Source organism: Polaromonas sp. P1_F9, from assembly GCF_056405615.1.
This window is the reverse complement of the sequence record NZ_JBFUBT010000002.1, coordinates 446,705-465,923: the sequence shown is the minus strand read 5'-3', so window position 1 is coordinate 465,923 and position 19,219 is coordinate 446,705. Positions and strand designations below refer to the sequence as shown.

General features: G+C 62.3%; 24 protein-coding genes. 9 read left to right on the top strand and 15 right to left on the bottom strand.

Annotation, left to right across the window (positions count from 1 at the left end):
- Positions 1–29: 29 nt before the first annotated feature.
- The 4 genes from AC1DYR_RS07445 (at position 30) to ppk2 (ending at position 3,078) form a co-directional block, all read left to right on the top strand.
- Entirely contained in the window at positions 30–1,004 is a 975-nt protein-coding gene (locus AC1DYR_RS07445) for a Bug family tripartite tricarboxylate transporter substrate binding protein (RefSeq protein ID WP_477704523.1), read from the top strand.
- 186 nt (positions 1,005–1,190) lie between these two features.
- Complete coding sequence (locus tag AC1DYR_RS07440) at positions 1,191–1,628, top strand: universal stress protein (RefSeq protein WP_477704522.1); 438 nt, start codon at positions 1,191–1,193, stop codon at positions 1,626–1,628.
- A 48-nt stretch (positions 1,629–1,676) separates the two neighbouring features.
- Positions 1,677–1,916, top strand: coding sequence for an HP1242/YdcH family protein (locus AC1DYR_RS07435; protein WP_457279214.1), 240 nt, complete (start codon positions 1,677–1,679; stop codon positions 1,914–1,916).
- 256 nt (positions 1,917–2,172) lie between these two features.
- On the top strand, positions 2,173–3,078 hold the full coding sequence (gene ppk2, locus AC1DYR_RS07430) for a polyphosphate kinase 2 (RefSeq protein WP_477704789.1): 906 nt from the start codon (positions 2,173–2,175) through the stop codon (positions 3,076–3,078).
- Between the two features lie 128 nt (positions 3,079–3,206).
- Here the strand turns inward: ppk2 and AC1DYR_RS07425 are convergent, their stop codons facing one another.
- Positions 3,207–3,971, bottom strand: a complete 765-nt coding sequence (locus AC1DYR_RS07425; RefSeq protein WP_477704521.1) for an SDR family NAD(P)-dependent oxidoreductase — start codon at positions 3,969–3,971, stop codon at positions 3,207–3,209.
- Positions 3,972–4,028: 57 nt separating this feature from the next.
- On the bottom strand, positions 4,029–4,736 hold the full coding sequence (locus tag AC1DYR_RS07420) for a pseudouridine synthase (RefSeq protein ID WP_477704520.1): 708 nt from the start codon (positions 4,734–4,736) through the stop codon (positions 4,029–4,031).
- A 41-nt stretch (positions 4,737–4,777) separates the two neighbouring features.
- On the opposite strand from AC1DYR_RS07420, the gene atpE reads away from it, so the two are divergent.
- Positions 4,778–5,014, top strand: a complete 237-nt coding sequence (gene atpE, locus AC1DYR_RS07415; RefSeq protein ID WP_477671465.1) for a F0F1 ATP synthase subunit C — start codon at positions 4,778–4,780, stop codon at positions 5,012–5,014.
- On the opposite strand, the gene AC1DYR_RS07410 is transcribed toward atpE, so the two are convergent.
- Genes AC1DYR_RS07410 through AC1DYR_RS07400 form a run of 3 tightly spaced genes read right to left on the bottom strand, consistent with a single transcriptional unit; the run spans position 5,011 to position 6,844 of the window.
- Entirely contained in the window at positions 5,011–5,343 is a 333-nt protein-coding gene (locus AC1DYR_RS07410) for a VF530 family protein (protein ID WP_477704519.1), read from the bottom strand. The genes atpE and AC1DYR_RS07410 overlap by 4 nt on opposite strands.
- Positions 5,344–5,350: 7 nt before the next feature.
- Complete coding sequence (locus tag AC1DYR_RS07405; protein WP_164483755.1) at positions 5,351–5,494, bottom strand: hypothetical protein; 144 nt, start codon at positions 5,492–5,494, stop codon at positions 5,351–5,353.
- Between the two features lie 39 nt (positions 5,495–5,533).
- Positions 5,534–6,844 (bottom strand): NAD(P)/FAD-dependent oxidoreductase, encoded by a 1,311-nt coding sequence (locus AC1DYR_RS07400; protein WP_477704518.1) that lies wholly within the window; start codon positions 6,842–6,844, stop codon positions 5,534–5,536.
- Between the two features lie 332 nt (positions 6,845–7,176).
- Here AC1DYR_RS07400 and AC1DYR_RS07395 point away from each other — a divergent pair, with 332 nt between their 5' ends.
- Positions 7,177–8,421 (top strand): MFS transporter, encoded by a 1,245-nt coding sequence (locus tag AC1DYR_RS07395; protein ID WP_477704517.1) that lies wholly within the window; start codon positions 7,177–7,179, stop codon positions 8,419–8,421.
- Between the two features lie 46 nt (positions 8,422–8,467).
- Entirely contained in the window at positions 8,468–8,737 is a 270-nt protein-coding gene (locus AC1DYR_RS07390) for a hypothetical protein (RefSeq protein WP_477704516.1), read from the top strand.
- A gap of 32 nt (positions 8,738–8,769) precedes the next feature.
- Here AC1DYR_RS07390 and AC1DYR_RS07385 read toward each other — a convergent pair whose 3' ends face one another.
- The 8 genes from AC1DYR_RS07385 to AC1DYR_RS07350 form a co-directional block, all read right to left on the bottom strand.
- On the bottom strand, positions 8,770–9,339 hold the full coding sequence (locus AC1DYR_RS07385; RefSeq protein WP_477704515.1) for a DUF4166 domain-containing protein: 570 nt from the start codon (positions 9,337–9,339) through the stop codon (positions 8,770–8,772).
- A gap of 193 nt (positions 9,340–9,532) precedes the next feature.
- A complete protein-coding gene (locus tag AC1DYR_RS07380; RefSeq protein ID WP_477704514.1) occupies positions 9,533–10,819 on the bottom strand; it encodes a c-type cytochrome in 1,287 nt (428 codons plus the stop codon).
- The gene (locus tag AC1DYR_RS07375; RefSeq protein WP_477704788.1) at positions 10,816–11,568 is read right to left on the bottom strand and encodes a c-type cytochrome; all 753 of its coding nucleotides are present in this window, start codon (positions 11,566–11,568) and stop codon (positions 10,816–10,818) included. Before AC1DYR_RS07375 ends, AC1DYR_RS07380 begins: the two co-directional genes overlap by 4 nt.
- Positions 11,569–11,759: 191 nt before the next feature.
- Positions 11,760–12,173, bottom strand: a complete 414-nt coding sequence (locus tag AC1DYR_RS07370; RefSeq protein ID WP_477704513.1) for a hypothetical protein — start codon at positions 12,171–12,173, stop codon at positions 11,760–11,762.
- A 148-nt stretch (positions 12,174–12,321) separates the two neighbouring features.
- On the bottom strand, positions 12,322–13,407 hold the full coding sequence (locus AC1DYR_RS07365) for a hypothetical protein (protein ID WP_477704512.1): 1,086 nt from the start codon (positions 13,405–13,407) through the stop codon (positions 12,322–12,324).
- 255 nt (positions 13,408–13,662) lie between these two features.
- On the bottom strand, positions 13,663–14,421 hold the full coding sequence (locus tag AC1DYR_RS07360) for an alpha/beta fold hydrolase (protein WP_477704511.1): 759 nt from the start codon (positions 14,419–14,421) through the stop codon (positions 13,663–13,665).
- A 1-nt stretch (position 14,422) separates the two neighbouring features.
- Positions 14,423–15,520: a M14 family zinc carboxypeptidase gene (locus tag AC1DYR_RS07355; RefSeq protein WP_477704510.1), complete on the bottom strand. Its 1,098-nt coding sequence runs from the start codon at positions 15,518–15,520 to the stop codon at positions 14,423–14,425.
- Between the two features lie 34 nt (positions 15,521–15,554).
- Entirely contained in the window at positions 15,555–16,487 is a 933-nt protein-coding gene (locus AC1DYR_RS07350; protein ID WP_477704509.1) for a LysR family transcriptional regulator, read from the bottom strand.
- Between the two features lie 49 nt (positions 16,488–16,536).
- Between AC1DYR_RS07350 and AC1DYR_RS07345 the strand changes: the two genes are divergently transcribed.
- Positions 16,537–17,232, top strand: coding sequence for an N-acetyltransferase family protein (locus AC1DYR_RS07345; RefSeq protein WP_477704508.1), 696 nt, complete (start codon positions 16,537–16,539; stop codon positions 17,230–17,232).
- Here AC1DYR_RS07345 and AC1DYR_RS07340 read toward each other — a convergent pair.
- Entirely contained in the window at positions 17,172–17,483 is a 312-nt protein-coding gene (locus AC1DYR_RS07340; RefSeq protein WP_477704507.1) for a 2Fe-2S iron-sulfur cluster-binding protein, read from the bottom strand. The genes AC1DYR_RS07345 and AC1DYR_RS07340 overlap by 61 nt on opposite strands.
- A gap of 42 nt (positions 17,484–17,525) precedes the next feature.
- A complete protein-coding gene (locus AC1DYR_RS07335) occupies positions 17,526–18,122 on the bottom strand; it encodes an LURP-one-related family protein (protein WP_477704506.1) in 597 nt (198 codons plus the stop codon).
- A gap of 182 nt (positions 18,123–18,304) precedes the next feature.
- On the opposite strand from AC1DYR_RS07335, the gene AC1DYR_RS07330 reads away from it, so the two are divergent.
- The gene (locus AC1DYR_RS07330; RefSeq protein ID WP_477672773.1) at positions 18,305–18,826 is read left to right on the top strand and encodes an N-acetyltransferase family protein; all 522 of its coding nucleotides are present in this window, start codon (positions 18,305–18,307) and stop codon (positions 18,824–18,826) included.
- The last annotated feature ends 393 nt before the right edge of the window (positions 18,827–19,219 follow it).

The following is a 19,219-nucleotide window of genomic DNA, read 5'->3' as shown; positions in this document are numbered from 1 at the left end:
ACAGCCCGGACAAACGAAAGAGGCGAATCATGAAATTTCCAAAGCTCCTGGCCCTGGTCACCTTGATGTCACTGACCTCCATGACAGCAACGCAGGCGCTGGCGCAAGCCTATCCATCACGCCCCGTGCGCATCATTGTTCCTTATGGCACCGGCGGCGGCTCCGACATCCTGGCGCGCCAGATCGGCGCACGCCTGCAGACCCTGTGGGGGCAGGGCATTGCGGTAGACAACCGTGCGGGTGCCTCCGGCAATATCGGCACGGAAGCCGTGGTCAAGGCGCCGGCAGACGGCTACACGCTGCTGCTGCAAAACAGCACCATGGTGGTCAACCCGGCCGTGAACGGCAAGCTCAACTACGACCCCGAGAAAGACCTGACGCCCATCATGCTGCTGGGCCTCACACCGATCGCGCTGGTGTCGCACCAGAGCACCAACATCAAGACGATTCAGGAACTGGTCGCCTATTCCAAAGCCAATCCGGCGGCGCTGAGCTACGGCTCTTGCGGCGTCGGCACACCGCAGCATTTCGTGATGGAACTGGTCAAGCAAAAGTCTGGTGTCAGTGCTACCAATGTTGGCTACAAGGGCTGTGCCCCTGCGCTGACCGACGTGGTGGGCGGGCAGGTGCAACTGGCCATCCTCAGCGCCAACCTTGCTGCGCCGCACATCAAGACCGGCAAGCTCAACGGCATTGGCGTGTCAACCGCCACGCGCTATGACCTGATGCCCCAGGTGCCGACCTTTGAAGAGCAGGGCCTGAAGCCTCTGGACTTTTCCATCTGGTATGCGCTGATGGGCCCGGCCAAAATGCCGCCCGAGGTGGTTGCCAAAATTTATGCGGACGTTCAAAAGGTGCTGGCTGAAGCTGCCGTGAGGGAAAACCTTTCAGGGGCAGGCGTGGAGCCCCTGAGCGGCGACGGCGCCGCGCTTGCCAGGCTGATCAAGGTGGATCTGGTGCGGTACGCACAACTGGCCAAATCGGCCAATATCAAACCTGAATGAATGCCGCGAGGCAGTGACGTCCGTGCAGCGCAGTGCTGCGGTTTCGGCGCCTTGTCTGACGGCGGCCTGTCGCCCAATACCCTATAACTGATGCATGGCGGGCCCGTAGCGGCCCTGCGCTGGCCGGCATTGACCCGCGAAGGGCGCCGGCCGCAGAATCCATTCCTGGCTCAAGGAGATTCCATCATGTACAAGCACATTCTGGTTCCTGTAGACGGCTCCCCCACCTCGCGCAAGGCGATCGGCAATGCACTGGCAGTGGCCCAGGCTTTCAAGAGCGAGGTGACAGTCGTTTACGTCATAGACCCTTATGCTTTTACCGGGGTGGGCGCCGATTTTGCCTATGGGCAGGCCGAATACCTGAGCGCTGCCACGGCCGAAGCCAATGAGGCCATCACCGCAGCCAAACAGGCCTTCCAGGAGGCGGGTATCACCGCTACCGGCTCGGTGGTGGAAGGCCATGCCATCTATCGCGGCATCCTCGACACCGCCGAAGCAGTCGATGCCGACCTGATCGTCATGGGTTCCCACGGCCGCCGCGGGCTTGAAAAACTGGTGCTGGGCAGTGTCACCGCCCAGGTGCTTTCCCACGCGCACCTGCCTGTGCTGGTGGTGCGCGACTGAACAGCTGTTCGTTTCCCGACGGCGTGACGCTACACAAAAGGAGTTTTTATGGACCTTCTGAATCACGACATTGCACATGAATTTCCGGAATACCTGCAGAAGATGCGCAGCCTCAAGGTGTCTGACCCACACTTTGCTGAGCTCTTTGCGCGCTACGACGAGGATAACCACGCGATTGCAAAGTATGAGCAGGGCGTGGGTGTCATCACGGACGAGGCGCTGGAAGACCTGAAAAAGCGGCGGCTCAAGGTCAAGGACGAGATTTACCAGATCCTCAAAAAAAGCTGACCACGTCATGGGAATTCTTGATTTTTAAGGAAAACTGCCTTGAAACCCAATAGGGACGTGCGCAAGCAGCTACCAAAATGGAAGCGAAAACGGGGTTGATATCGTTCCTGCCCTGCAGGGCTGCTTGAAAATCCGGTGATATGGCCAACGGTTTTCGGCCGTTTCATCAAACTGCCATGTGCCGCGGGTACGCTGGGGTGTTGACCGATTTCCGGTTGTGCAGGAGAGAGCCTTGAGTTCAAGCGACGAAGAATTGATGCGGCGGATCCGCAATGACCTGATCGACAGCTACGACGAAGAGCTGGAGATGGAAATTGAAGACCGCACCGTGGCCGAGCTTATCGGGGAAGAGCTGCCTGCCCGCAGCACCAAAGATGCGGCACAGGACAAAGAAGACCGCCGCCAGTACTTCCGTGAGCTGTTCCGCCTGCAGGCCGAACTCGTGAAGCTGCAGGACTGGGTGGTCAGCACCGGCCACAAGGTGGTGATCTTGTTTGAAGGGCGCGACGCCGCCGGCAAGGGAGGCGTGATCAAACGCATCACCCAGCGGCTCAATCCGCGCGTCTGCCGTGTTGCGGCATTGCCGGCCCCGAACGACCGCGAGCGCACGCAGTGGTACTTCCAGCGTTATGTGTCCCATTTGCCGGCCGCCGGAGAGATCGTGCTGTTTGACCGCAGCTGGTACAACCGCGCCGGCGTGGAACGCGTCATGGGCTTTTGCACCGACGATCAGTACGAAGAGTTTTTCCGCACTGTCCCAGAGTTTGAAAAGATGCTGGTGCGTTCGGGCATACAGCTCATCAAGTACTGGTTTTCCATTTCCGATGAAGAGCAGCACCTGCGCTTTCTCGGCCGCATCCACGACCCGCTCAAACAGTGGAAGCTCAGCCCCATGGATCTGGAGTCACGCCGCCGCTGGGAGGAGTACACCAAGGCCAAGGAGATCATGCTGGACCGCACCCACATCCCCGAGGCCCCATGGTGGGTGGTGCAGGCGGACGACAAGAAAAAAGCCCGCCTGAACTGCATCCACCACCTGCTGCAGCAGATGCCCTACCAGGAAACCCCGCACCCGCCCATCGTGCTGCCCGAACGGGTGCGCCATGAGGACTATGTGCGTACTCCGGTCCCACAAAACATCGTCGTACCGGAAATATATTGAACACCCCCGTCCAGACTCACTGCGTGTAGTGTGTTCCCCCCTTGCAGGGGGCGGCGCCAGCGGCCCGGCAAAGCCGGTTCCGCGGCTCCTGCTGGGTTTAAGAGTTCTTTGGTAACCAGTGGGAGTGGTCAGTCCCTCACGTCAGCTACTGGATTGGCGCCGAAATCTGGCCGTGCCAGGAAAGCGAGGATTCGCGCAGCGGCATCTTCGGGCGATGTCAGTACGCCGCCCGTTTTCAAACCTACAAACGACTCACGGTCCGGAAAGGCTTTGGGGTCGGCTGCGCGCAGCTGCTCCTGCATGCCGGTGTCGATCACGCCTGGTGCGAGTGAGCAGACTTTGGCGCCGTGGGGCTTCAGGGTTTCCTCCAGTGCCAGGCAACGGGTGAAATGGTCCATGCCGGCTTTGGCGGCACAGTAGGCCGCTTGCGAAGCCATGGCGCGGCGCCCCAGGCCTGACGAAATATTGAGCACCTTGCGCGGCGCTTGCCAGCTGCCGGTAGCGCGCAGGAAAGCGGCGGTGATTTGCATCGGCGCTTCCAGCCCCACACGCAGGGCCCTTGCCAGGTCGGCTTCGCCAATCTGGTCCAGCGAGCCGATCTGCGGGATCACGCCTGCGTTGTTGATCAGCGTGACGCTGGTCCAGGGTGCCTTGGCATGTGAATCCTTGAGCCAGCTTTCCAGCTTCTCGTTCAGTGAGCCGCTGTCCGCCAGGTCATGCTCCCATTGCAGCACTGTTGCGCCGGTATGCCGCGCATGTGCTTCCAGCTCGGGCGCTGCCGTGCGCGAAATACCCAGCACGGTATGGCCGGCGGTAAGCAGCTGGCGCGCCATGGAAAAGCCCATGCCGCGTGAGGCGCCTGTGATGAGGGTAAGGTGGTTCGATGCGTTCATGGCTGCATGGTAGCGCCCGTGCGCAAACCCTGCTTTGCGCCACGCGGTAGCCAGATGCTAAAACCCCGGCGTACTTTCAAACTGCATTGCAATGCCGTTCGCCGGATGGGTAAAGTGCAGCGCGCAGGCATGCAGCAGCAGCCGCGGCGCGGCGGCCTGCACCGCTTCGGGGGCATAGAGTGCATCGCCCAGAATGGGATGGCCCAGTGCTTTCAGGTGCACGCGCAATTGATGTGACCGACCGGTGACAGGTTCGAGTTCTACGCGCGTGGTGTTAGCCGCCGTGTCATGCGACATCACGCGCCAGCGGGTCTGGCTGGGTTTGCCGCGTTCAGCGTCAATGATGCGCAGCGGCCGGCGTGGCCAGTCCACGATGATGGGCAGGTCGGTCAGACCCCAGCCGTCCGGGGCATTCGGACCACTCGGTGCAGGCAAGTGGCCGCTTACCACCGCCACGTAGCGCTTGCCAATCTCACGCGTTTCAAACGACCGGCTCATCGCGCGCTGCATGGCCGCGCCGCGCGCCATCAGCATCAGGCCCGAGGTGGCCTGGTCCAGCCGGTGCACGATCAGGGCGCCTGGAAAGGCGGCCTGCACACGGGCGCTCAGGCAGTCTTGCTTGTCTTCACCGCGTCCCGGCACTGAGAGCAGTCCTGATGGCTTGTCCAGCACCAGCAGGAACTCATCGGCGTGTAGCAGCCTCACACCTGGAATGTCGATGACATTACCTGCGGGGTAATTGTTCTGCGGCGGCTCGGCCTTCATGATTCAGTCAACGAAAAGTTTTTAACCAAGGAGAAGAAATCATGACTGACGCAGGCGCCATTGCCATTGCATGTGGATTGATCATAGGCCTGGGCGCCATTGGCGCCTGCCTGGGCATAGGGACGATGGGCGGGCGATTTCTGGAAGGCGCCGTGCGCCAGCCCGAATTGATGGAGCCGCTGCAGGTCAAGATGTTTCTGCTGGCCGGCCTGATCGATGCCAACTTCCTGATCGGTGTGGGCATCGCCATGATGCTCTTGTTCGCCAATCCCCTCTAGGGTTGGGGCTTGGCTTTAGGCGGCGGGAAGTTATGAACCTGCGGGCTGCTGCGTTTGACTTCCCGCAGCATGAAGAGGTAAAGGCTTTCAACCTTTTCGCGCGCCCAGGGCGTCTTGCGCAAAAATTTCAGGCTGGACGCCATGCTGGGATCGCTGGTGAAGCAGCGGATGTTGATGCGCTGGCCGAGTTCTTCCCAGCCGTAGTGGTCCGACAAGGCCGTCACGATGGCTTCCAATTTGACACCATGCAAGGGGTTGTCCGGCTGCGCTGGAGCAGCAGCCGGAACGTCCCCGGGCAGATTTGCAGGCGAATCGACAGAGCCGGCCATCAAGGCCTTATTTGTTCTTCAGCTTGCCGCGCAAGGGAACCTGCGTCACGATGGTCGGGCGCACCGCGTCAGGAGACACCGTCTTGGGCGGCGAGGTGTCCTTCTTCGGCTTTTTGACCATCTTGTTGTTGTTTTGCTGTCCTTTTGCCATGGTTTTCTCCGTTGGGTTGATAAGGGAATGGGTTGATTATCAGTGCAACTTGATGCGTGGGCGATAGGTGCGGTCCAGCATTTCCGACAGCGTGATCAGCGCGGTTTTCTTGAAGCCGCCCAGCGCCAGCTGGTGCTGCTTGTGCAGGCCCCAGTACATGAACTTGGCCAACTGGCCTTCAATGAAGAAGCTGCCCTTGGTGAGGCTGCCCATCAGGCTGCCGACTGAGGAGTATTCCGACAGCGACACCAGCGAACCCTGGTCCTTGAAGACGAAGGGCGCCACCGGCTTGCCGGCGATCAGGTCGGAGAGCGAACGCGTCAGGTACATGGCCTGCTGGTAGGCGGCCTGGGCTCGCGGTGGCACCCAGGTGCCGTCGGGTTGCTGGCATGCCGCGCAGTCGCCAAAGGCATAGATGTTTGCGTCGCCGGTACTTTGCAGGTTTCCGTTCACGACCAGCTGGTTGAGCCTGTTGGTTTCCAGCGGGTTGCCATCGCCCAGGGCCCGCAGAAAGTCGGAGGCTTTTACGCCGGCGGCCCACACCGTGATGCTCGATGAAATGACCTTGCCGCTGGCCATTTTCAGGCTGTCGGCGGTGACTTCCACCACTTTTTCATTGGTGTGCACTTCGATGGCCAGCTTGCGCAGCTCGCGCATGGCCGATTCGCTCAGGCGCTCGGGCAACTGGGCCAGCAGGCGCGGCGCGGCTTCGACGAGCACGATCTGCAGGTCTTTTTCGGGGTGGATGTGGTCAAAGCCGTAGTTGGCCAGCACCCGCGCTGCGGCGTGGAGCTCGGCAGCCAGTTCCACGCCGGTGGCGCCGCCTCCCACGATAGCGACTGTGAGGCGCCCGCTGCCGGCCATGCGCGGCACGGTCTGTGCGCGAATGCAGGCGTTGATCAGGCGGTCGTTAAAGCGTTTGGCGGCCTGCGGGCTGTCCAGCTTGATGGTGTGGTCGGCCGCGCCGGGCGTGCCGAAGTCGTTGGTCTGGCTGCCCACGGCAATCACCAGCGTGTCGTAGGCCAGTTGCTGGGCCGGTGTGATCTCGCGGCCGGCTTCGTCATGGCTGGCGGCCAGTTGCAGGGTTTTGTTCTGGCGGTCCACGCCGGTCAGGCTGCCCAGGCGAAACTTGAAGTGGTTCCAGCGGGCCTGCGCGAGGTATTCAATTTCTTCGGCGTGCGTGTCAAAGCTGCCCGCGGCCAGCTGGTGCAGTAGCGGTTTCCAGACGTGGGTGCGGGCGGCATCCACCAGGGTGATCTCGGCCAGGCCCTTTTTCCCCAGGCGTTTGCCCAGTTGCGTGGCCAGCGCCAGCCCTCCGGCGCCTCCGCCCACTATGACGATGCGGTGCATAACTTCTTCCTCCTGGTGTTAGGGTGGCCCTGTTATGTCGCCATGTTAACTGCCTGTTTCGCCTAAAACGCTCCCCCACTTAAAGCCAATGGCCTAATTTTCAGGCTAGCAGGCGGGCTTATCGGGCTTGTCTCCCCGTTCGGGCGAAAGCGGTTCAGTTCTGGGTACGGCCGTCGTGCCTGCGAACGCGTCAGTGCGGGAATGCTGGTTTTAACCAGGCAGGACGTGCGCAAGCGGCTATTAAATCAATAGCATTGCAACCGCCCAAGCGTGCTCTCAAGAGTAGCCCTTGCCGTATCTTGCGGGCGCGGCGCTGTTAAGCTTCGGGCCGCATGCCGACACACTCATTCAAGGAACTCACCCGCCAGCGCGCCTACATGCGCATGTGGTTCGCCCGGATTTTTGCCACCACAGGCAACCAGATGCTGATGGTTGCCGTGGGCTGGCAGATGTACGAACTGACCGGTAACGCCTGGGACCTCGGCCTGGTGGGGCTGTACCAGTTTGTGCCGGCCTTGCTGCTGACGCTGGTGGCAGGGCATGTCGCCGACCGATTTCACCGCGGGCGCATCATCGCGGCCTGCCTGGTCACGCAGGCCACGGTGGCGGTGATCCTGGTGGCGGCCACACAGGGCTGGCAAATAGGGGGAATGCACCACAGTTGGGTTTCGCGCGAGCTGTTGCTGGCGGTGTCGGTCATGCTGGGCGTGGCCCGCGCCTTCCAGATGCCCGCGCAGCAATCGCTTACCCCGGTGCTGGTGCCGCCCGCCATGCTGCCGCGCGCCATGGCCTTCAGCTCGGCCGGCATGCAGGCGGCCGTCATCGGCGGGCCGGCGCTGGGTGGCGTGATTTTTGTGGCCGGCGCCACGGCGGTGTATGCCACTTGCGCTTGCCTCTTTGCCACCGGCTGCGTGCTGATTGCCGTACTGCGCTACGACCATGCACCGCCGCCGCGCGAGCCGGTGACGCTGCGCACGCTGTTGGCCGGCGTGGAGTTTGTATGGCAGCGCAAGGCCCTGCTGGGCGCTGCGTCGCTGGATCTTTTTGCCGTGCTGCTGGGCGGCGCCACGGCCTTGCTGCCCATGTTCGCCAAAGACATCCTGCACGTCGGGCCCTGGGGGCTGGGCCTGCTGCGCGGCGCCCCTGCTGTCGGTGCCTTGCTGATGTCCGCGGTGCTGACGCGCTGGCCGCTGGAGCGTCGCGTCGGGCCAACCATGCTGTCGGCCGTCGCCCTGTACGGCGTGTGCATGGTGGTGTTTGGCCTGTCGACCAGCTTTGTGCTGTCGCTGCTGGTTCTGGCCGTCTCGGGCGGCGCCGACATGGTCAGTGTGGTGGTGCGCCAGACTTTGGTGCAGATCGAAACTCCCAATGAAATGCGCGGCCGTGTCAGCGCGGTCAACTCCGTGTTCATCGGCGCGTCCAACCAGCTTGGAGAGTTTGAATCAGGTGCCACGGCGGCGTTGCTGGGGCCTGTCGGATCGGTGGTTGCCGGCGGCGTGGGCACGCTGCTGGTGGCCGCGGCGTGGTTCAGGCTGTTTCCGTCGCTGTCCGGCCGTGACAAGATGGTCAATCACTAGCCTTACGTTTGCAAAACCTTAGTCAGGAGATCAACCAAGGGCGAACATGACGCAGGAAGGTGCTGAGATGAGCGATGAAATTTTTCCTGGCAAGTGTGTCCGCCTGATCAGCTTGCCGGACTGGCTGACGCATGACTTGCCTGCGAGCGAGCAAATAGAAATGCGTGCCTGCATTGGTCAGGTTGCCGTTGTTCAAAAGGTCGACAGTCACGGCTACTTCTGGATCGGTTTCGGAAGCACTACCGGTCACGATGATGGTGCCCGCTACAGTGGGCATTCATTTGGCGTACCTCGCGAATGCATCGAGCAGCCTTGATCGCGGCATTCTGCTGCTGACGGAAGTGCTATTTATGTCTGGTTTTTGCCATTAAGGGGAAATTCGAGCGCCAGATTTCCGCTATACGAGAGCACCGTACCGAGCAGGGGGAAACCGACTTTCACCTTGAACTGATACTGACCGTTGTCGATACATTTCGACGCGACGGTGCGGGGCAGGAGCCAAACGGGACATGCAATACCCCATAGGTGACCTCCAATGGGACGCCAGACCCAGCCTCCATTGACGATGGAAACCGCCAGCTTGAGGCGCAGCAGGCCAGATAATTCGATCCAGTAACCCGATGGATAACGACCTGTCGGCGTGAAGGTTGAAGCGAACCTGGAGGTTTCGTTGAAAGTGCGATCCCAATGAAGCTCAGTTTCGGTGCTGTAGATCGAGACGCGCATCGAAGTGACCCCATCGCGAGGCGGGACACCAAGTTTTTGCGCAAGCCGCCGGCCCGCCCAACCTGCAAGGCCGGTGCCCAGGCGAACCTCGACTGTGCCTGAGAGCGTGCCTCCAGACCGATGGAGTTCCTGGAGCAACGGGTGCAGTTGTGCGAAGGCCTCACCAAACCAGGTTTCAACGACTGCCGACATGCGCTCTTTCGGTTGCGGTGCAGTTCCGCCATGAACCAGATCAACAGAAGCGGGGGCTGCACACTGCAGGTGATTTTAGGTGTGTAGCTGGCAGGCCGCCGTCCTCCAGATGAAAGGCGCTGGCGGCCCGGGTCCTGTTGTCCTCAAAGGACGACCATTGCGCCCCGCTTCGCAACGAAGCGCAGTGATCCGTCTACCGCCCCGTACTCGCCCGTATCCGGTTCACTTCCACCGGCGTGATTTCGCTCGCCCTGTTGCCCCATGATTGGCGGACATGCGTCAGCACCAGCGCCATGTCGGCGTCGTTCAGCACCAGCACGAAGGGCGGCATGCCGAAGGGGCGCGGATTGCCTGTCGTGGCCGGTGCGTAGCCGCCGTTGAGCACGATTTGCACCAGGTTCACGGCCTGGCTCATGGTGACGGCGCGGTTGCCTGCCAGCGCCGGGTAAGCGTTGGCGATGCCTTCGCCCTTGGCACCGTGGCACTGGGCGCATTGCTGTTCGTAGAGTTTGCCGGCGCGTTCCACCGACTCGCCCTGCGTCTTGATGGTGGCCGGCTCGGGGGGCGTGGTGTGTGTGGGCGGCAGCTCTTTCAGGAACTGCGCCATCGCGCCGAGGTCGGCGTCGCTCAGGTATTGCGTGCTGCGCTGGACGACTTCAGCCATGGGGCCGGTGACCGAGGCGCGTGGTGAGACGCCGACTTTTAGAAGGCTCACGATGTGCTGCCTGTCCCAGTCGCTCACACCCGCTTCGTAAGGCGAGGTCAGCGAAGGCGCATACCAGTTCTGCATGGGAATCAGCCCGCCGGCCAGGTCCAGCCCCGCATCGCTGGCGCCCAGCGCATTGCGGGCGGTGTGGCAGGCCGCGCAGTGCCCCAGGCCCTTGACCAGGTAGGCGCCGCGGTTCCAGTCGGCGCTGCGTGCCGCGTCAGGTTGGTACACGCCGGGGCTGAAGTACAGGGCGCGCCACACCGCAAGTGCGGCCTGCGACTGGTAGGGAAAGCGCAGCGCATGGGGCTGGTTCGTTTGCACCGCAGCGGGCAGGCTGCGCAAGTAGGCAAACAGTGCATCCGAGTCCTCGCGCGTGACCTGCGTGTAGCTGGTGTAGGGGAAGGCCGGGTAGAGCAGGCGGCCGTTTTTGGAGCGGCCGTTGTGCATGGCGCGCCAGAAATGGGCGGATGACCAGGTGCCGATGCCGGTTTTGTCGTCGGGCGTGAGGTTGGAGGTGAACACTGTGCCAAACGGCGTGGCGATACCGCGCCCGCCCGCATAGGCCTGGCCGCCCTGCACGGTGTGGCAGGTCTGGCAGTTGCCGGCGCGCGCCAAGTAGGCGCCCCGGGCAATCAGGCTGTCGCTGGGGGCTGCGGTAGCCACAGGCGCCTTCACGTCGACTTCGTCGCGCACATTCAGCGCCCATACCAGCAAAACCACGGCGGCTGCCAGGGTGGCAAGGCCCACTGCCCATTTGAGAAGGGTCTTCATTTTTGCGTTTTCCTGGTGGGCAAAGCCGGTACAGCGGGCATGTCTGCTGCGCTGCCGCAGGTGATGGCCACGGCGCCGGGCGCAAGCGCGGGCAGCGTGGTGGCCGGTTTGGTGCTCGCGGGCAGGGGCTGCGCAGCCACCCAGCTGGCGACGGCATTGATGTCCTCCAGGGTGAGTTTTTCCACCACATTTTTCATGCAGTCCGGCGCATGCGCGCGGCGCTGGCCCGCCTTCCAGGCACCCAGCTGTGCATTGAGGTAGTCACGTGGCAGCCCCAGCAGGCCCGGAATGGCAGGCGCCACGCCGGTCATGGCCTGGCCGTGGCACTGCACGCAGGCCGGTAGCCGGCGCACGGCGTCACCCTGCATGACCAGCTGCTGTCCATGGCGCATGGCCTCGGGCGATGCGGCCGCAGGCAGGGGGGCGGGATAGGGGACTTCGAGCTGGGAGAAGTATTGCGCAATCTCCATCAGGTAGGTGTCGCTGAGCGGCTCGATCAGCTGCGTCATGAGGCCGTAGTGGCGGCGCCCGTCGCGAAAGTTCAGCAGCTGGTTGTACAGGTAGCCCGCCGGTTTTCCCGCCAGGCGCGGGTAATAGCCATCGGGTGCTGCCCGGCCCTGGGGCCCGTGACAGGCCGTGCAAGCCATGGCGCGCTGCGCGATGGTGTCTTCAAATGGCGGCGTGGCCGCCTGGGCGGTGCCCGCCATGGCAAACGTCAGGCCGGCCCACAACAGCCGCGCGGCCAGCATGTGCCCGCAAAAGCGTGGAAAAAATCTTTGGTCCATGGGGCCATCATGCCGTACATGGCCGGCCGGTGTCAGCATCAGTTGTCCTCCAGAAAACCGTATCGGATGAAAACGGGTGAAATTGACGGGATGCTGGCTTCACAGCAAAGTCCCTGTCATGAGTCGCACGGCTGGCGGCAGCCGGGCTTGCAGCCTTACTTGCGGGGGTCTTGCAGCGCGCGGACGCAGGCCAGAAAATGGTCCCAGCTGGTCTGCACTTCCTTCACGCGCACGCCTTTGTCCAGCACGGCACCGCAGGCCGCTTCAGCGCGCCGCACCACCTTGGTCAATGCGCTGCCCGGCAAAGGGGGAATCTGCGCGCGCAGCGCATCGGCTTTTGCCCGCATCTGCACGATGGCGTCCCGGGCCAGTGTCTTGTTGCCCGCACAGGCAATCATGCAGATCATTTCCGCCATTTCAGTGAGGGCGGGGTCCAGTTGCCAGATGGCGGCGGTGGTGCCGAGTGCCAACGCCCAGATGCGCCGGTTGCGGCGAGTGGTGGCAACTGCGAGCGGTTCGGCCGCAGTGTCGTGTAGCTCTGTGCTGGCAGGTGGGGTGGGCTTGTTCATGGTGTCGGCGGGAGACAGCCGATTTTGCACCAGGGCCGTAATGAAGGTATCCGGTGGCGTGTAAAAGCCCCCTGTCTGGTCAAACTTCAGTTGCTGGTTACCTTGGCGCTACAACAAGGTACAGGACCCGGAGGACGTGGGTGCTGCCCTAATGCCTGTCAATCGGTGTCAGCGCGGCTGTCCGGGTTCCGGTCGCCACGCGCTGGGTATTGACGTTGTCGGTGGTCACAATTTTGGTGAACGGCCGCATATTTGCGTGCATTGCAGGTGCAACACCGAGGGACGCTATCGGGGGCATCGGCAGGTTTGCTTTCAGCCTGGTCGCCACTGCCACTTCACGCAGGGGTTGCTTGATGGGTTCAAGTGCTTCATGCAAGGGCCCGAGCTTGGCCGTCTGCCGTTCCATGGCATCGACAAAGTGGTGCAGGTTGTTGGGGTTTTCGGGTTTTTCCTTGATCTTCGTGACGAAGCCATCGTCGGCGCCTTGCCGGCTGGGCAAGGTGGAGTTGCTGTCGCCCTGGAACCCGCTGACGCGTACACGCGGATCGGCGTGCTGGTGATCCAGCGCGGCAGAAACCTGCCCGGCAAAGGTCTGGGCCAAATTGCGCGGGCCGATGGCCACATGGTCGCGCGACACCGTACCGGCGCTGCCACAGGATGTCAGCCGGACGTCCAGGCCCGGGCTGTTCACGGAATTGGCAATATTGTGCACCGCAGTCCCAATGTCCTGCGCCGTGTGCGTCATCTTGTAGCCGCGCTTGATGTTGACCTTTGTTGCCTGCTCAAACAGGCCCGGCGGGTGGTGTTCGTCTTCATCCACCGGCGTTGCCACGGTGGTGATGGAGTTGGGATTGCGCGGGCTACCGTGGCCCTTGACGAACAGAACATCGGCGGGGCCGTTTTCCCGGTTGTTGTACGGCGCCATATCAGGCCGCACGACCTTGACGTTGCGCATCGCCGAGCTCAAACCGCGGTATTCGCGCTGCAGGTGCTGTTTTTGCTGAACCGTCAGGTTTCCGGCAAGCAGCTTGTCCATCACGCTGGCATGGCGTTCCTCGTAATGCGCACGCACCGCGCGCTGGGCTTCTATGTTGTCTACAAAAACTGTGCCTGGTTTGAACTCGTTGTTGGCACCGGTGTGTCCCATTTCCATCACCGCTGCCTTGCGGTGGCCGGTGTCGAACGCCGACAGGCCGGGAAGATAAACGTGCCGCTTGATCCTTTGGTCTGCCATGGTGTGGGTTCACTCCTCGGCCGCGGAGGTTTGCAAACCCTGTGCCAGGTGTGCAGTGCGTGCAAGTGCCTGAATCCAAAAAGATTTTTTGGCGCAGCAAACAGGAGCTGCGGGACCAATTTGTCCCTTGCGTTCGAAGAGGAATATCACCCCAACTCAGTCGCTGCGTTGCCTGACGGGGTGGGATGTTTTTGTCCCGTGCCGGGTCTTATTTGTCCCGCCCCGCTGGCACCCAGCCCGCAGGGCTGGAACCATTCATGCGCAGGCGTTGTCCCATAGCGCCACGTGCTGGCACACCCAGCTGGGGTCGTCGTGCGGCAGGTCATGCCCTGCCCAGGGATGCTCCCGGTGCGATGTTTGCCAGGCATGAGAAAGCTGCGCGGAACAGGCCGGGCTGACAAGGGCATCGCCGGCTGAAGACAAGACCAGCACCGGGCAACGCGGCGCAAGTGGCGCGCAGGTGAACCGGGCGGCGGCCCATAATTGCCGCGCTGCGTTGGCTGCGCACACAGGTGCGCTTTGGCGGATGAAGCGCCATTGCGCGAGATCCTGCCGCCGTTGCTCCTGGCGTTTGCAGGTGAGTTCATGGACTTTTTGTTCCACGACATCAATGTTTCGCCAGTGCGCGGCTATCGCCAGCAGTGCCAGCCAGCTGCGGGGCCGCAGGCGCTGCGCAAAATGCGCATAGGGGCGCATGCTGGTGTTGACAAGCACCAGCCGCGAAATTTCCTCCGGGTAGCGTTGTGCCCAGCTGGCCGCCGCCATGCCGCCCAAGGACATCGCCAGCACCGCATAAGGTGGTTGCACGCCTTGCGCCGCCAGCTGCCGGCGCGCCGCCTCGACCATCTCCTCCACGGAAATGGGGGAGCGCTGCCCGCACCATTTGCCATTGCCGGGCAAGTCCAGCGTGATGACCTGGCCTGGGCTGCGGCCTGTGGCTTCCTGCAAATGCTGCGGGAAATCCCCCCAATGCCGGGATTCGCGGGTCAAGCCCCGGAGCAATATCCAGCTCATGTCACAACACCCTGCGCGGGCGCCAGTGCGCTGCGGCAAGCCGTGCGAGCTGCACACGCTGTTCGCCCGAAGGCAGCCAGCGCGGTGCGGAGAATGCGGCGCGTGTCAGGAAATCAAGCAGATCTGCATGGCGGCGCAGTACACGCCGCGTGCGGTGGGCCTTGATGGGGTTGAAAATGCCGTGGCGCGAAAACAGCTGGCGCGGGTTCTTGCGTATCCATAACCATGAGCCCAGCTCCAGCGTCATCGGCAAAAAAATGTTCTCCGCCGGCGCGCGGTCATAGGCATGATCCCAAAGGTCGCCGTGCAGCAGATACTGGTTGCTTTGCGGCTCAAAGCTGTAGGCGTGGTGCGGGTGCGATTGCTCCAGCATGGTCCGCAGTGCAAACATCTCCGGCAGGTGCGGCATCAGCCGGCGCGTCCTGGCGTACGGAAACCACAGGCTGTCCTCAAAGCCGTAGCCCGAATGGCAGTCCAGTGCCAGGCTGAAGGGCCGGCTGGCAAGCTGCTCTTGTGCCACTTGCAGTACGGCCGCGCTTTCCACTTCCATAGGCATGCCCGGCCTTCCGCAGTACCAGGGAAGCTGAGGGCTCACGGTTTGCCCGCCGGCCAGGAAAGGCACACGGGCGTCGGCCTTGTGGGGGGCGTTGCGCATCAGGTCCACGCCCTGGGGGTTGGCGCGCTTGTGCGCCCACATGCCGCCGGGGTTCACGATGGGCATGAACACCAGCCGGATCTTTTCGAGTTGCCGGTGCAGCAATTCGTCCCACTCCAGGCGAAACAGCAACGCCCGCATGTAATGCAGAACCAGCTGCGTGCCGATGCGTTCCAGCCCATGGATGCCGCCGAAGAAGCCCACCGCGGGCGCCGCCGGATCGCGGGAGCCGATGCCCGCCACATACAGCGGAAAAGACGGGCCGGCAGTATGCGCTTCGGCCGCAACGGCCACATCAAAGTGCGCGCTGCCCGCCAGCAGGATCATCTTGAGCTCTTCCATCTCCGCAAAGCTGGCCGCCGCATCCCGCGCAGGCGTGAGGCTGTAGGGGCTGTGAAGGCTGCGCGGGCTGTCGGCAGCGCCATTCGGTGGCAGGGGGAGCATCCGCCCATCCTTGCACAGTTGTTTGACAGGCGTGCTACAGCTTGTTGTTTTGCGGTGAAGGCCGGGAACCCGGCTGGCGCGGCTCGGCACCCGCCCGCTGTGAAATGGCCGCAATCACCTGGTGCAGGGCTTTGTTCACCGGTTTGTCGTTGCGCACGATCAGGGCCAACGTCCTTTGCAGCCGTGGGTACAGCGGGTGGACCACGAGTTCGGCATGCTGCCCCGGACCGGTGACGGCCATGGCCGGCAGGATGCTGCAGCCCAGGCCGGCCGCCACCATTTCCTTGATGGCTTCGACGCTGCCCAGTTCCATGATGGGCTTGGGGGCGTGGCCTGCACCCTGAAACCACTGGTCGATGATCACGCGGGTATTGGCCGCCGGCTCGAACAGCACCAGCTCGCGCTTTGCCAGGACGGCCGGCGTGATCCTGGCGGGCATGGCGGCATCACGCTTGGGTGCGATGGCCACAAATTCGTCGTTGAACAACGGTGTCACCGCCAGTGCGCGCCGTTTGACGGGCAGCGTGACCAGCGCCAGGTCCAGCATGTTGCCTTCCACCGCCTTGACGAAGTCGGCCGTGTTGCCCGTGCTGACGACCACGCTCAGATTGGGAAATCGCAGCCTCAATGAGCGCAGGATTTGGGGCAGGAAATAAAGGCAGGCCGTGGCACCAATGCCCAGCGTGATGCGGCCAGCCACATCCGAGGAGTGGGAAGCCATGGCGGCCATGACACCGTCCACGGCGGTGTTGACGTGCTGGATTTCTTCCATCAGGTCAAACCCGGCCGGCGTAGGCGTTGCGCGGCGCGCCACACGCTCAATCAGGCGCACACCGAGCTTTTGTTCCAGCTGCCTGATCTGCAGGCTGACGGCGGGTTGCGAAAGGCCCAGCCTTTCGGCCGCACCGGAAAAGCTCCCGGTTTCAACGATGAGGGCGTAGGTGCGCAGGTGGTCCAGGTTGAGCATGCAAAGAAATTCTAATCAATCTGATAAGTTTTGACATATTTACTTATGCATGCCATTGCGCAACCATAGCGGCATGCACCCCACACCAGCTTCCCATTCTGTCCAGCCTGTCCATGCCCTTGAGTCGGCCCATTCCCTGACGATTGGCCCGTGTGCCGAAAGCCACATGGAGGCAATCCAGGCGATTTACGCGCACTACGTGGCCACCAACCTGGCGACGTTTGAGCTCGAGCCGCCCAGCGTCGCGCAGATGCTGTCGCGCCGCGCTGACATCCTGCAGGGTGGCTACCCCTACCTGGTGGCGCACCGCAACGCAGAGGTGGTGGGGTATGCCTATGGCAGTGCCTACCGGTCGCGGCCGGCCTATCGCCATACGGTGGAAGACTCGATTTACGTCGCGCCCGGCATGCGCCAGTCCGGCATTGGCAGCGCCTTGCTGCGTGAGCTGATCCGCCAGTGCGAGCAGCGCGGTTTCCGGCAAATGGTGGGCGTGGTCGGCAACAGCGCCAACACGGGCTCGCTCAGGGTGCACGAGGCTTTGGGCTTTGCCCGTGTCGGCACGCTGGGCAGTGTCGGCTACAAGTTCGGCCAGTGGGTGGACACGGTGCTGATGCAGCGCGCGCTGGGCGACGGCGCGGCGTCGCCCGGGGCTTTGCCCGTGGGTCTACGGCAGATCCCGCCAGTTCAATCCCCTGGCTCGATCACCAAATCCGACACCGGGTACGCCACACAGGGCAGGATGTAGCCCGCCTTCTTTTCCTCGGCGCTCAGGCCTGGCCATTCGATGCGGTAAGCCACCTGCCCGCTGGCCAGCCGGCGGATGCAGGTGCGGCAGGTGCCGTTGCGGCATGAACTGTCCATCGCCATGCCGGCCAACAGCGCTGATTGCAGGATCGGCAGGGACGGCGAGGCGCTGAAATGCACCCCTTCCGGGTTCAACTGGACGCTGAACAGAACCGCATTCGCCGGATCGCCAGGGTGGGCCGGGTCGTCCATCGCTGCTTCGGGTACGGGTAGCTGCCTGCGCCGGCGTCTGCGTTAACCGCGCAGGCGTTCCAGCAGCAGCACGGTCATCAGGGACAGCAACAACTGCTGCTCTTCGCGTTCATTGACGGGGGCCATCCGCTCGGCGGTGAAGCGGCCTTCAAACAGGGCGGGCTGCTTGGTGAGCTCGGCCACCAGGGTGCCGTCGGGCCTCGTCACCTGGTAGGCGGGATGGAACAGGTAGCCCGAAAAAATCCCGATCAATGGAATCTGGCTGAAGAGGCCGTCAAGAAAACGCGTCATCACGCTTTTTTCGTTGATGCTGAAGTGGGTGACACCGTTGTCCTGCACGTCAAAACCGGCTCTCCACATGGAGCGCATGCCGCGACGCTTGATGCCGCCCAGCGCCGCGCCCTGGGTATCGGTGAAGTGGTACAGCGCCGAAAAATCGATAATCCGGTCCGCCTGGATCTGGTAGAGCTGCCGGTCCTGTTTTTCATCGGTGAAAACCGTGATGGCTTCCTTGAGCTTGAAGAGTTTTTGTTTGACATACGCCACCGGCTGGTTGCGCGCGTCCTTGACCAGAAATTGCGGTGCAAAGGCGATGAGTTTGAAGGACATTTGCAGGGGAAACTGAAGACCTTGGGCCATGATGTGCAAGCGCTTGTAAGTGTTAGGGTGCGATGAATGTACCCGACGCCAAAGTCGCTAGCCGGTCGTTCATCCTGCCGCCGGACTGCCGTGAAGCGAAGGTATTGCCGGTCGGGGGGCGATTTGGGCGACAATTCTGCTCCCCCGATCATTTCCCGCATCGATTCACAAGCGATTTTTTCATGTCCAGCTATTCCGTTCGTCCCGCTACGCCCCGCGATGCCAAAACCATTGCCGAGATTCATGTCGCCACCTGGCAGGCCACTTATAAAGACCTCATGCCCGAGGACTACCTTGGCAAGATCACGGTAGAAAAACGCCTGCCTTACTGGCGCGAAGCCATTGAATTCAGCGAGCCGCAACTGCTGGTGGCCACGGACGGAGATGAGATTGTGGGCTTTGTCGGCTTTGACCGTTCCCGCGATGCCGGCACCAAATCCACTGTTGGCGAAATCTGGGCGCTGTATGTGCTGCCAGAACATTGGGGCAAGGGCGCAGGCCTGGCCCTGTGGGACGGCGCGCGTGAGGGCCTGAAAGAAGAGGGTTGCACGCAGGTCACGTTGTGGGTGCTGTTGCGCAATGAGCGTGCGCTGCGCTTTTATGAGCACGCGGCGGGGTTCAAGCGCGAGATGCCATCGCTCAAGACTGTGGCATTTGGCAGTGCCAAGCTGGAAGAGATCCGGCTCAAGCGGGTGGTTGATTGAGAGCTGGATTTTTGAACTGATTCTGTTTGGGCCGGTTCGTATTCCGGCGTTGTGCTTTCTGCTGAGATCTGCTGGCCGGGGGTAGCCCGGCAGCTACTCACTTTTCTTTTGCTTCGCCAAAAGAAAAGTAAGCAAAAGAAAAGGCGACCCTGCTGTCTGCGACCCTCCGCTTCGCTGCGGGCAACCTGCGGTGCTCGGTTCAGGCGGGGTCTCGCTCGAACTCGCCTTCGGCTCAGGCAATCGCGATCCCTGATCCGCCTGAACCTGCGCTCCTCGGCGCAGACAGAAGGGGTGATCGGGAACGGGGACCGAAGACAAATACCAACTCCAATACCAATACCAATACCAATACCAATACCAATACCAATACCAATACCAATACCAATACCAATA

Excerpts from the sequence above, each read along its gene's own strand:
- AC1DYR_RS07385 (WP_477704515.1), bottom strand. The coding sequence starts at position 9,339 with ATGTCGGCAGTCGTTGAAACCTGGTTTGGTGAGGCCTTCGCACAACTG.
- AC1DYR_RS07355 (WP_477704510.1), bottom strand. The coding sequence starts at position 15,520 with ATGCTCCCCCTGCCACCGAATGGCGCTGCCGACAGCCCGCGCAGCCTT.
- AC1DYR_RS07365 (WP_477704512.1), bottom strand. The coding sequence starts at position 13,407 with ATGGCAGACCAAAGGATCAAGCGGCACGTTTATCTTCCCGGCCTGTCG.
- AC1DYR_RS07400 (WP_477704518.1), bottom strand. The coding sequence starts at position 6,844 with ATGCACCGCATCGTCATAGTGGGCGGAGGCGCCGGAGGGCTGGCGCTG.
- AC1DYR_RS07420 (WP_477704520.1), bottom strand. The coding sequence starts at position 4,736 with ATGAAGGCCGAGCCGCCGCAGAACAATTACCCCGCAGGTAATGTCATC.
- AC1DYR_RS07390 (WP_477704516.1), top strand. The coding sequence starts at position 8,468 with ATGACGCAGGAAGGTGCTGAGATGAGCGATGAAATTTTTCCTGGCAAG.
- AC1DYR_RS07395 (WP_477704517.1), top strand. The coding sequence starts at position 7,177 with ATGCCGACACACTCATTCAAGGAACTCACCCGCCAGCGCGCCTACATG.
- AC1DYR_RS07350 (WP_477704509.1), bottom strand. The coding sequence starts at position 16,487 with ATGCTCAACCTGGACCACCTGCGCACCTACGCCCTCATCGTTGAAACC.
- AC1DYR_RS07345 (WP_477704508.1), top strand. The coding sequence starts at position 16,537 with ATGCCATTGCGCAACCATAGCGGCATGCACCCCACACCAGCTTCCCAT.
- AC1DYR_RS07445 (WP_477704523.1), top strand. The coding sequence starts at position 30 with ATGAAATTTCCAAAGCTCCTGGCCCTGGTCACCTTGATGTCACTGACC.
- ppk2 (WP_477704789.1), top strand. The coding sequence starts at position 2,173 with ATGCGGCGGATCCGCAATGACCTGATCGACAGCTACGACGAAGAGCTG.
- AC1DYR_RS07410 (WP_477704519.1), bottom strand. The coding sequence starts at position 5,343 with ATGGCCGGCTCTGTCGATTCGCCTGCAAATCTGCCCGGGGACGTTCCG.
- AC1DYR_RS07330 (WP_477672773.1), top strand. The coding sequence starts at position 18,305 with ATGTCCAGCTATTCCGTTCGTCCCGCTACGCCCCGCGATGCCAAAACC.
- AC1DYR_RS07435 (WP_457279214.1), top strand. The coding sequence starts at position 1,677 with ATGGACCTTCTGAATCACGACATTGCACATGAATTTCCGGAATACCTG.
- AC1DYR_RS07405 (WP_164483755.1), bottom strand. The coding sequence starts at position 5,494 with ATGGCAAAAGGACAGCAAAACAACAACAAGATGGTCAAAAAGCCGAAG.
- AC1DYR_RS07425 (WP_477704521.1), bottom strand. The coding sequence starts at position 3,971 with ATGAACGCATCGAACCACCTTACCCTCATCACAGGCGCCTCACGCGGC.
- AC1DYR_RS07340 (WP_477704507.1), bottom strand. The coding sequence starts at position 17,483 with ATGGACGACCCGGCCCACCCTGGCGATCCGGCGAATGCGGTTCTGTTC.
- AC1DYR_RS07380 (WP_477704514.1), bottom strand. The coding sequence starts at position 10,819 with ATGAAGACCCTTCTCAAATGGGCAGTGGGCCTTGCCACCCTGGCAGCC.
- AC1DYR_RS07335 (WP_477704506.1), bottom strand. The coding sequence starts at position 18,122 with ATGGCCCAAGGTCTTCAGTTTCCCCTGCAAATGTCCTTCAAACTCATC.
- AC1DYR_RS07360 (WP_477704511.1), bottom strand. The coding sequence starts at position 14,421 with ATGAGCTGGATATTGCTCCGGGGCTTGACCCGCGAATCCCGGCATTGG.
- AC1DYR_RS07375 (WP_477704788.1), bottom strand. The coding sequence starts at position 11,568 with ATGCTGGCCGCGCGGCTGTTGTGGGCCGGCCTGACGTTTGCCATGGCG.
- AC1DYR_RS07440 (WP_477704522.1), top strand. The coding sequence starts at position 1,191 with ATGTACAAGCACATTCTGGTTCCTGTAGACGGCTCCCCCACCTCGCGC.
- AC1DYR_RS07370 (WP_477704513.1), bottom strand. The coding sequence starts at position 12,173 with ATGAACAAGCCCACCCCACCTGCCAGCACAGAGCTACACGACACTGCG.
- atpE (WP_477671465.1), top strand. The coding sequence starts at position 4,778 with ATGACTGACGCAGGCGCCATTGCCATTGCATGTGGATTGATCATAGGC.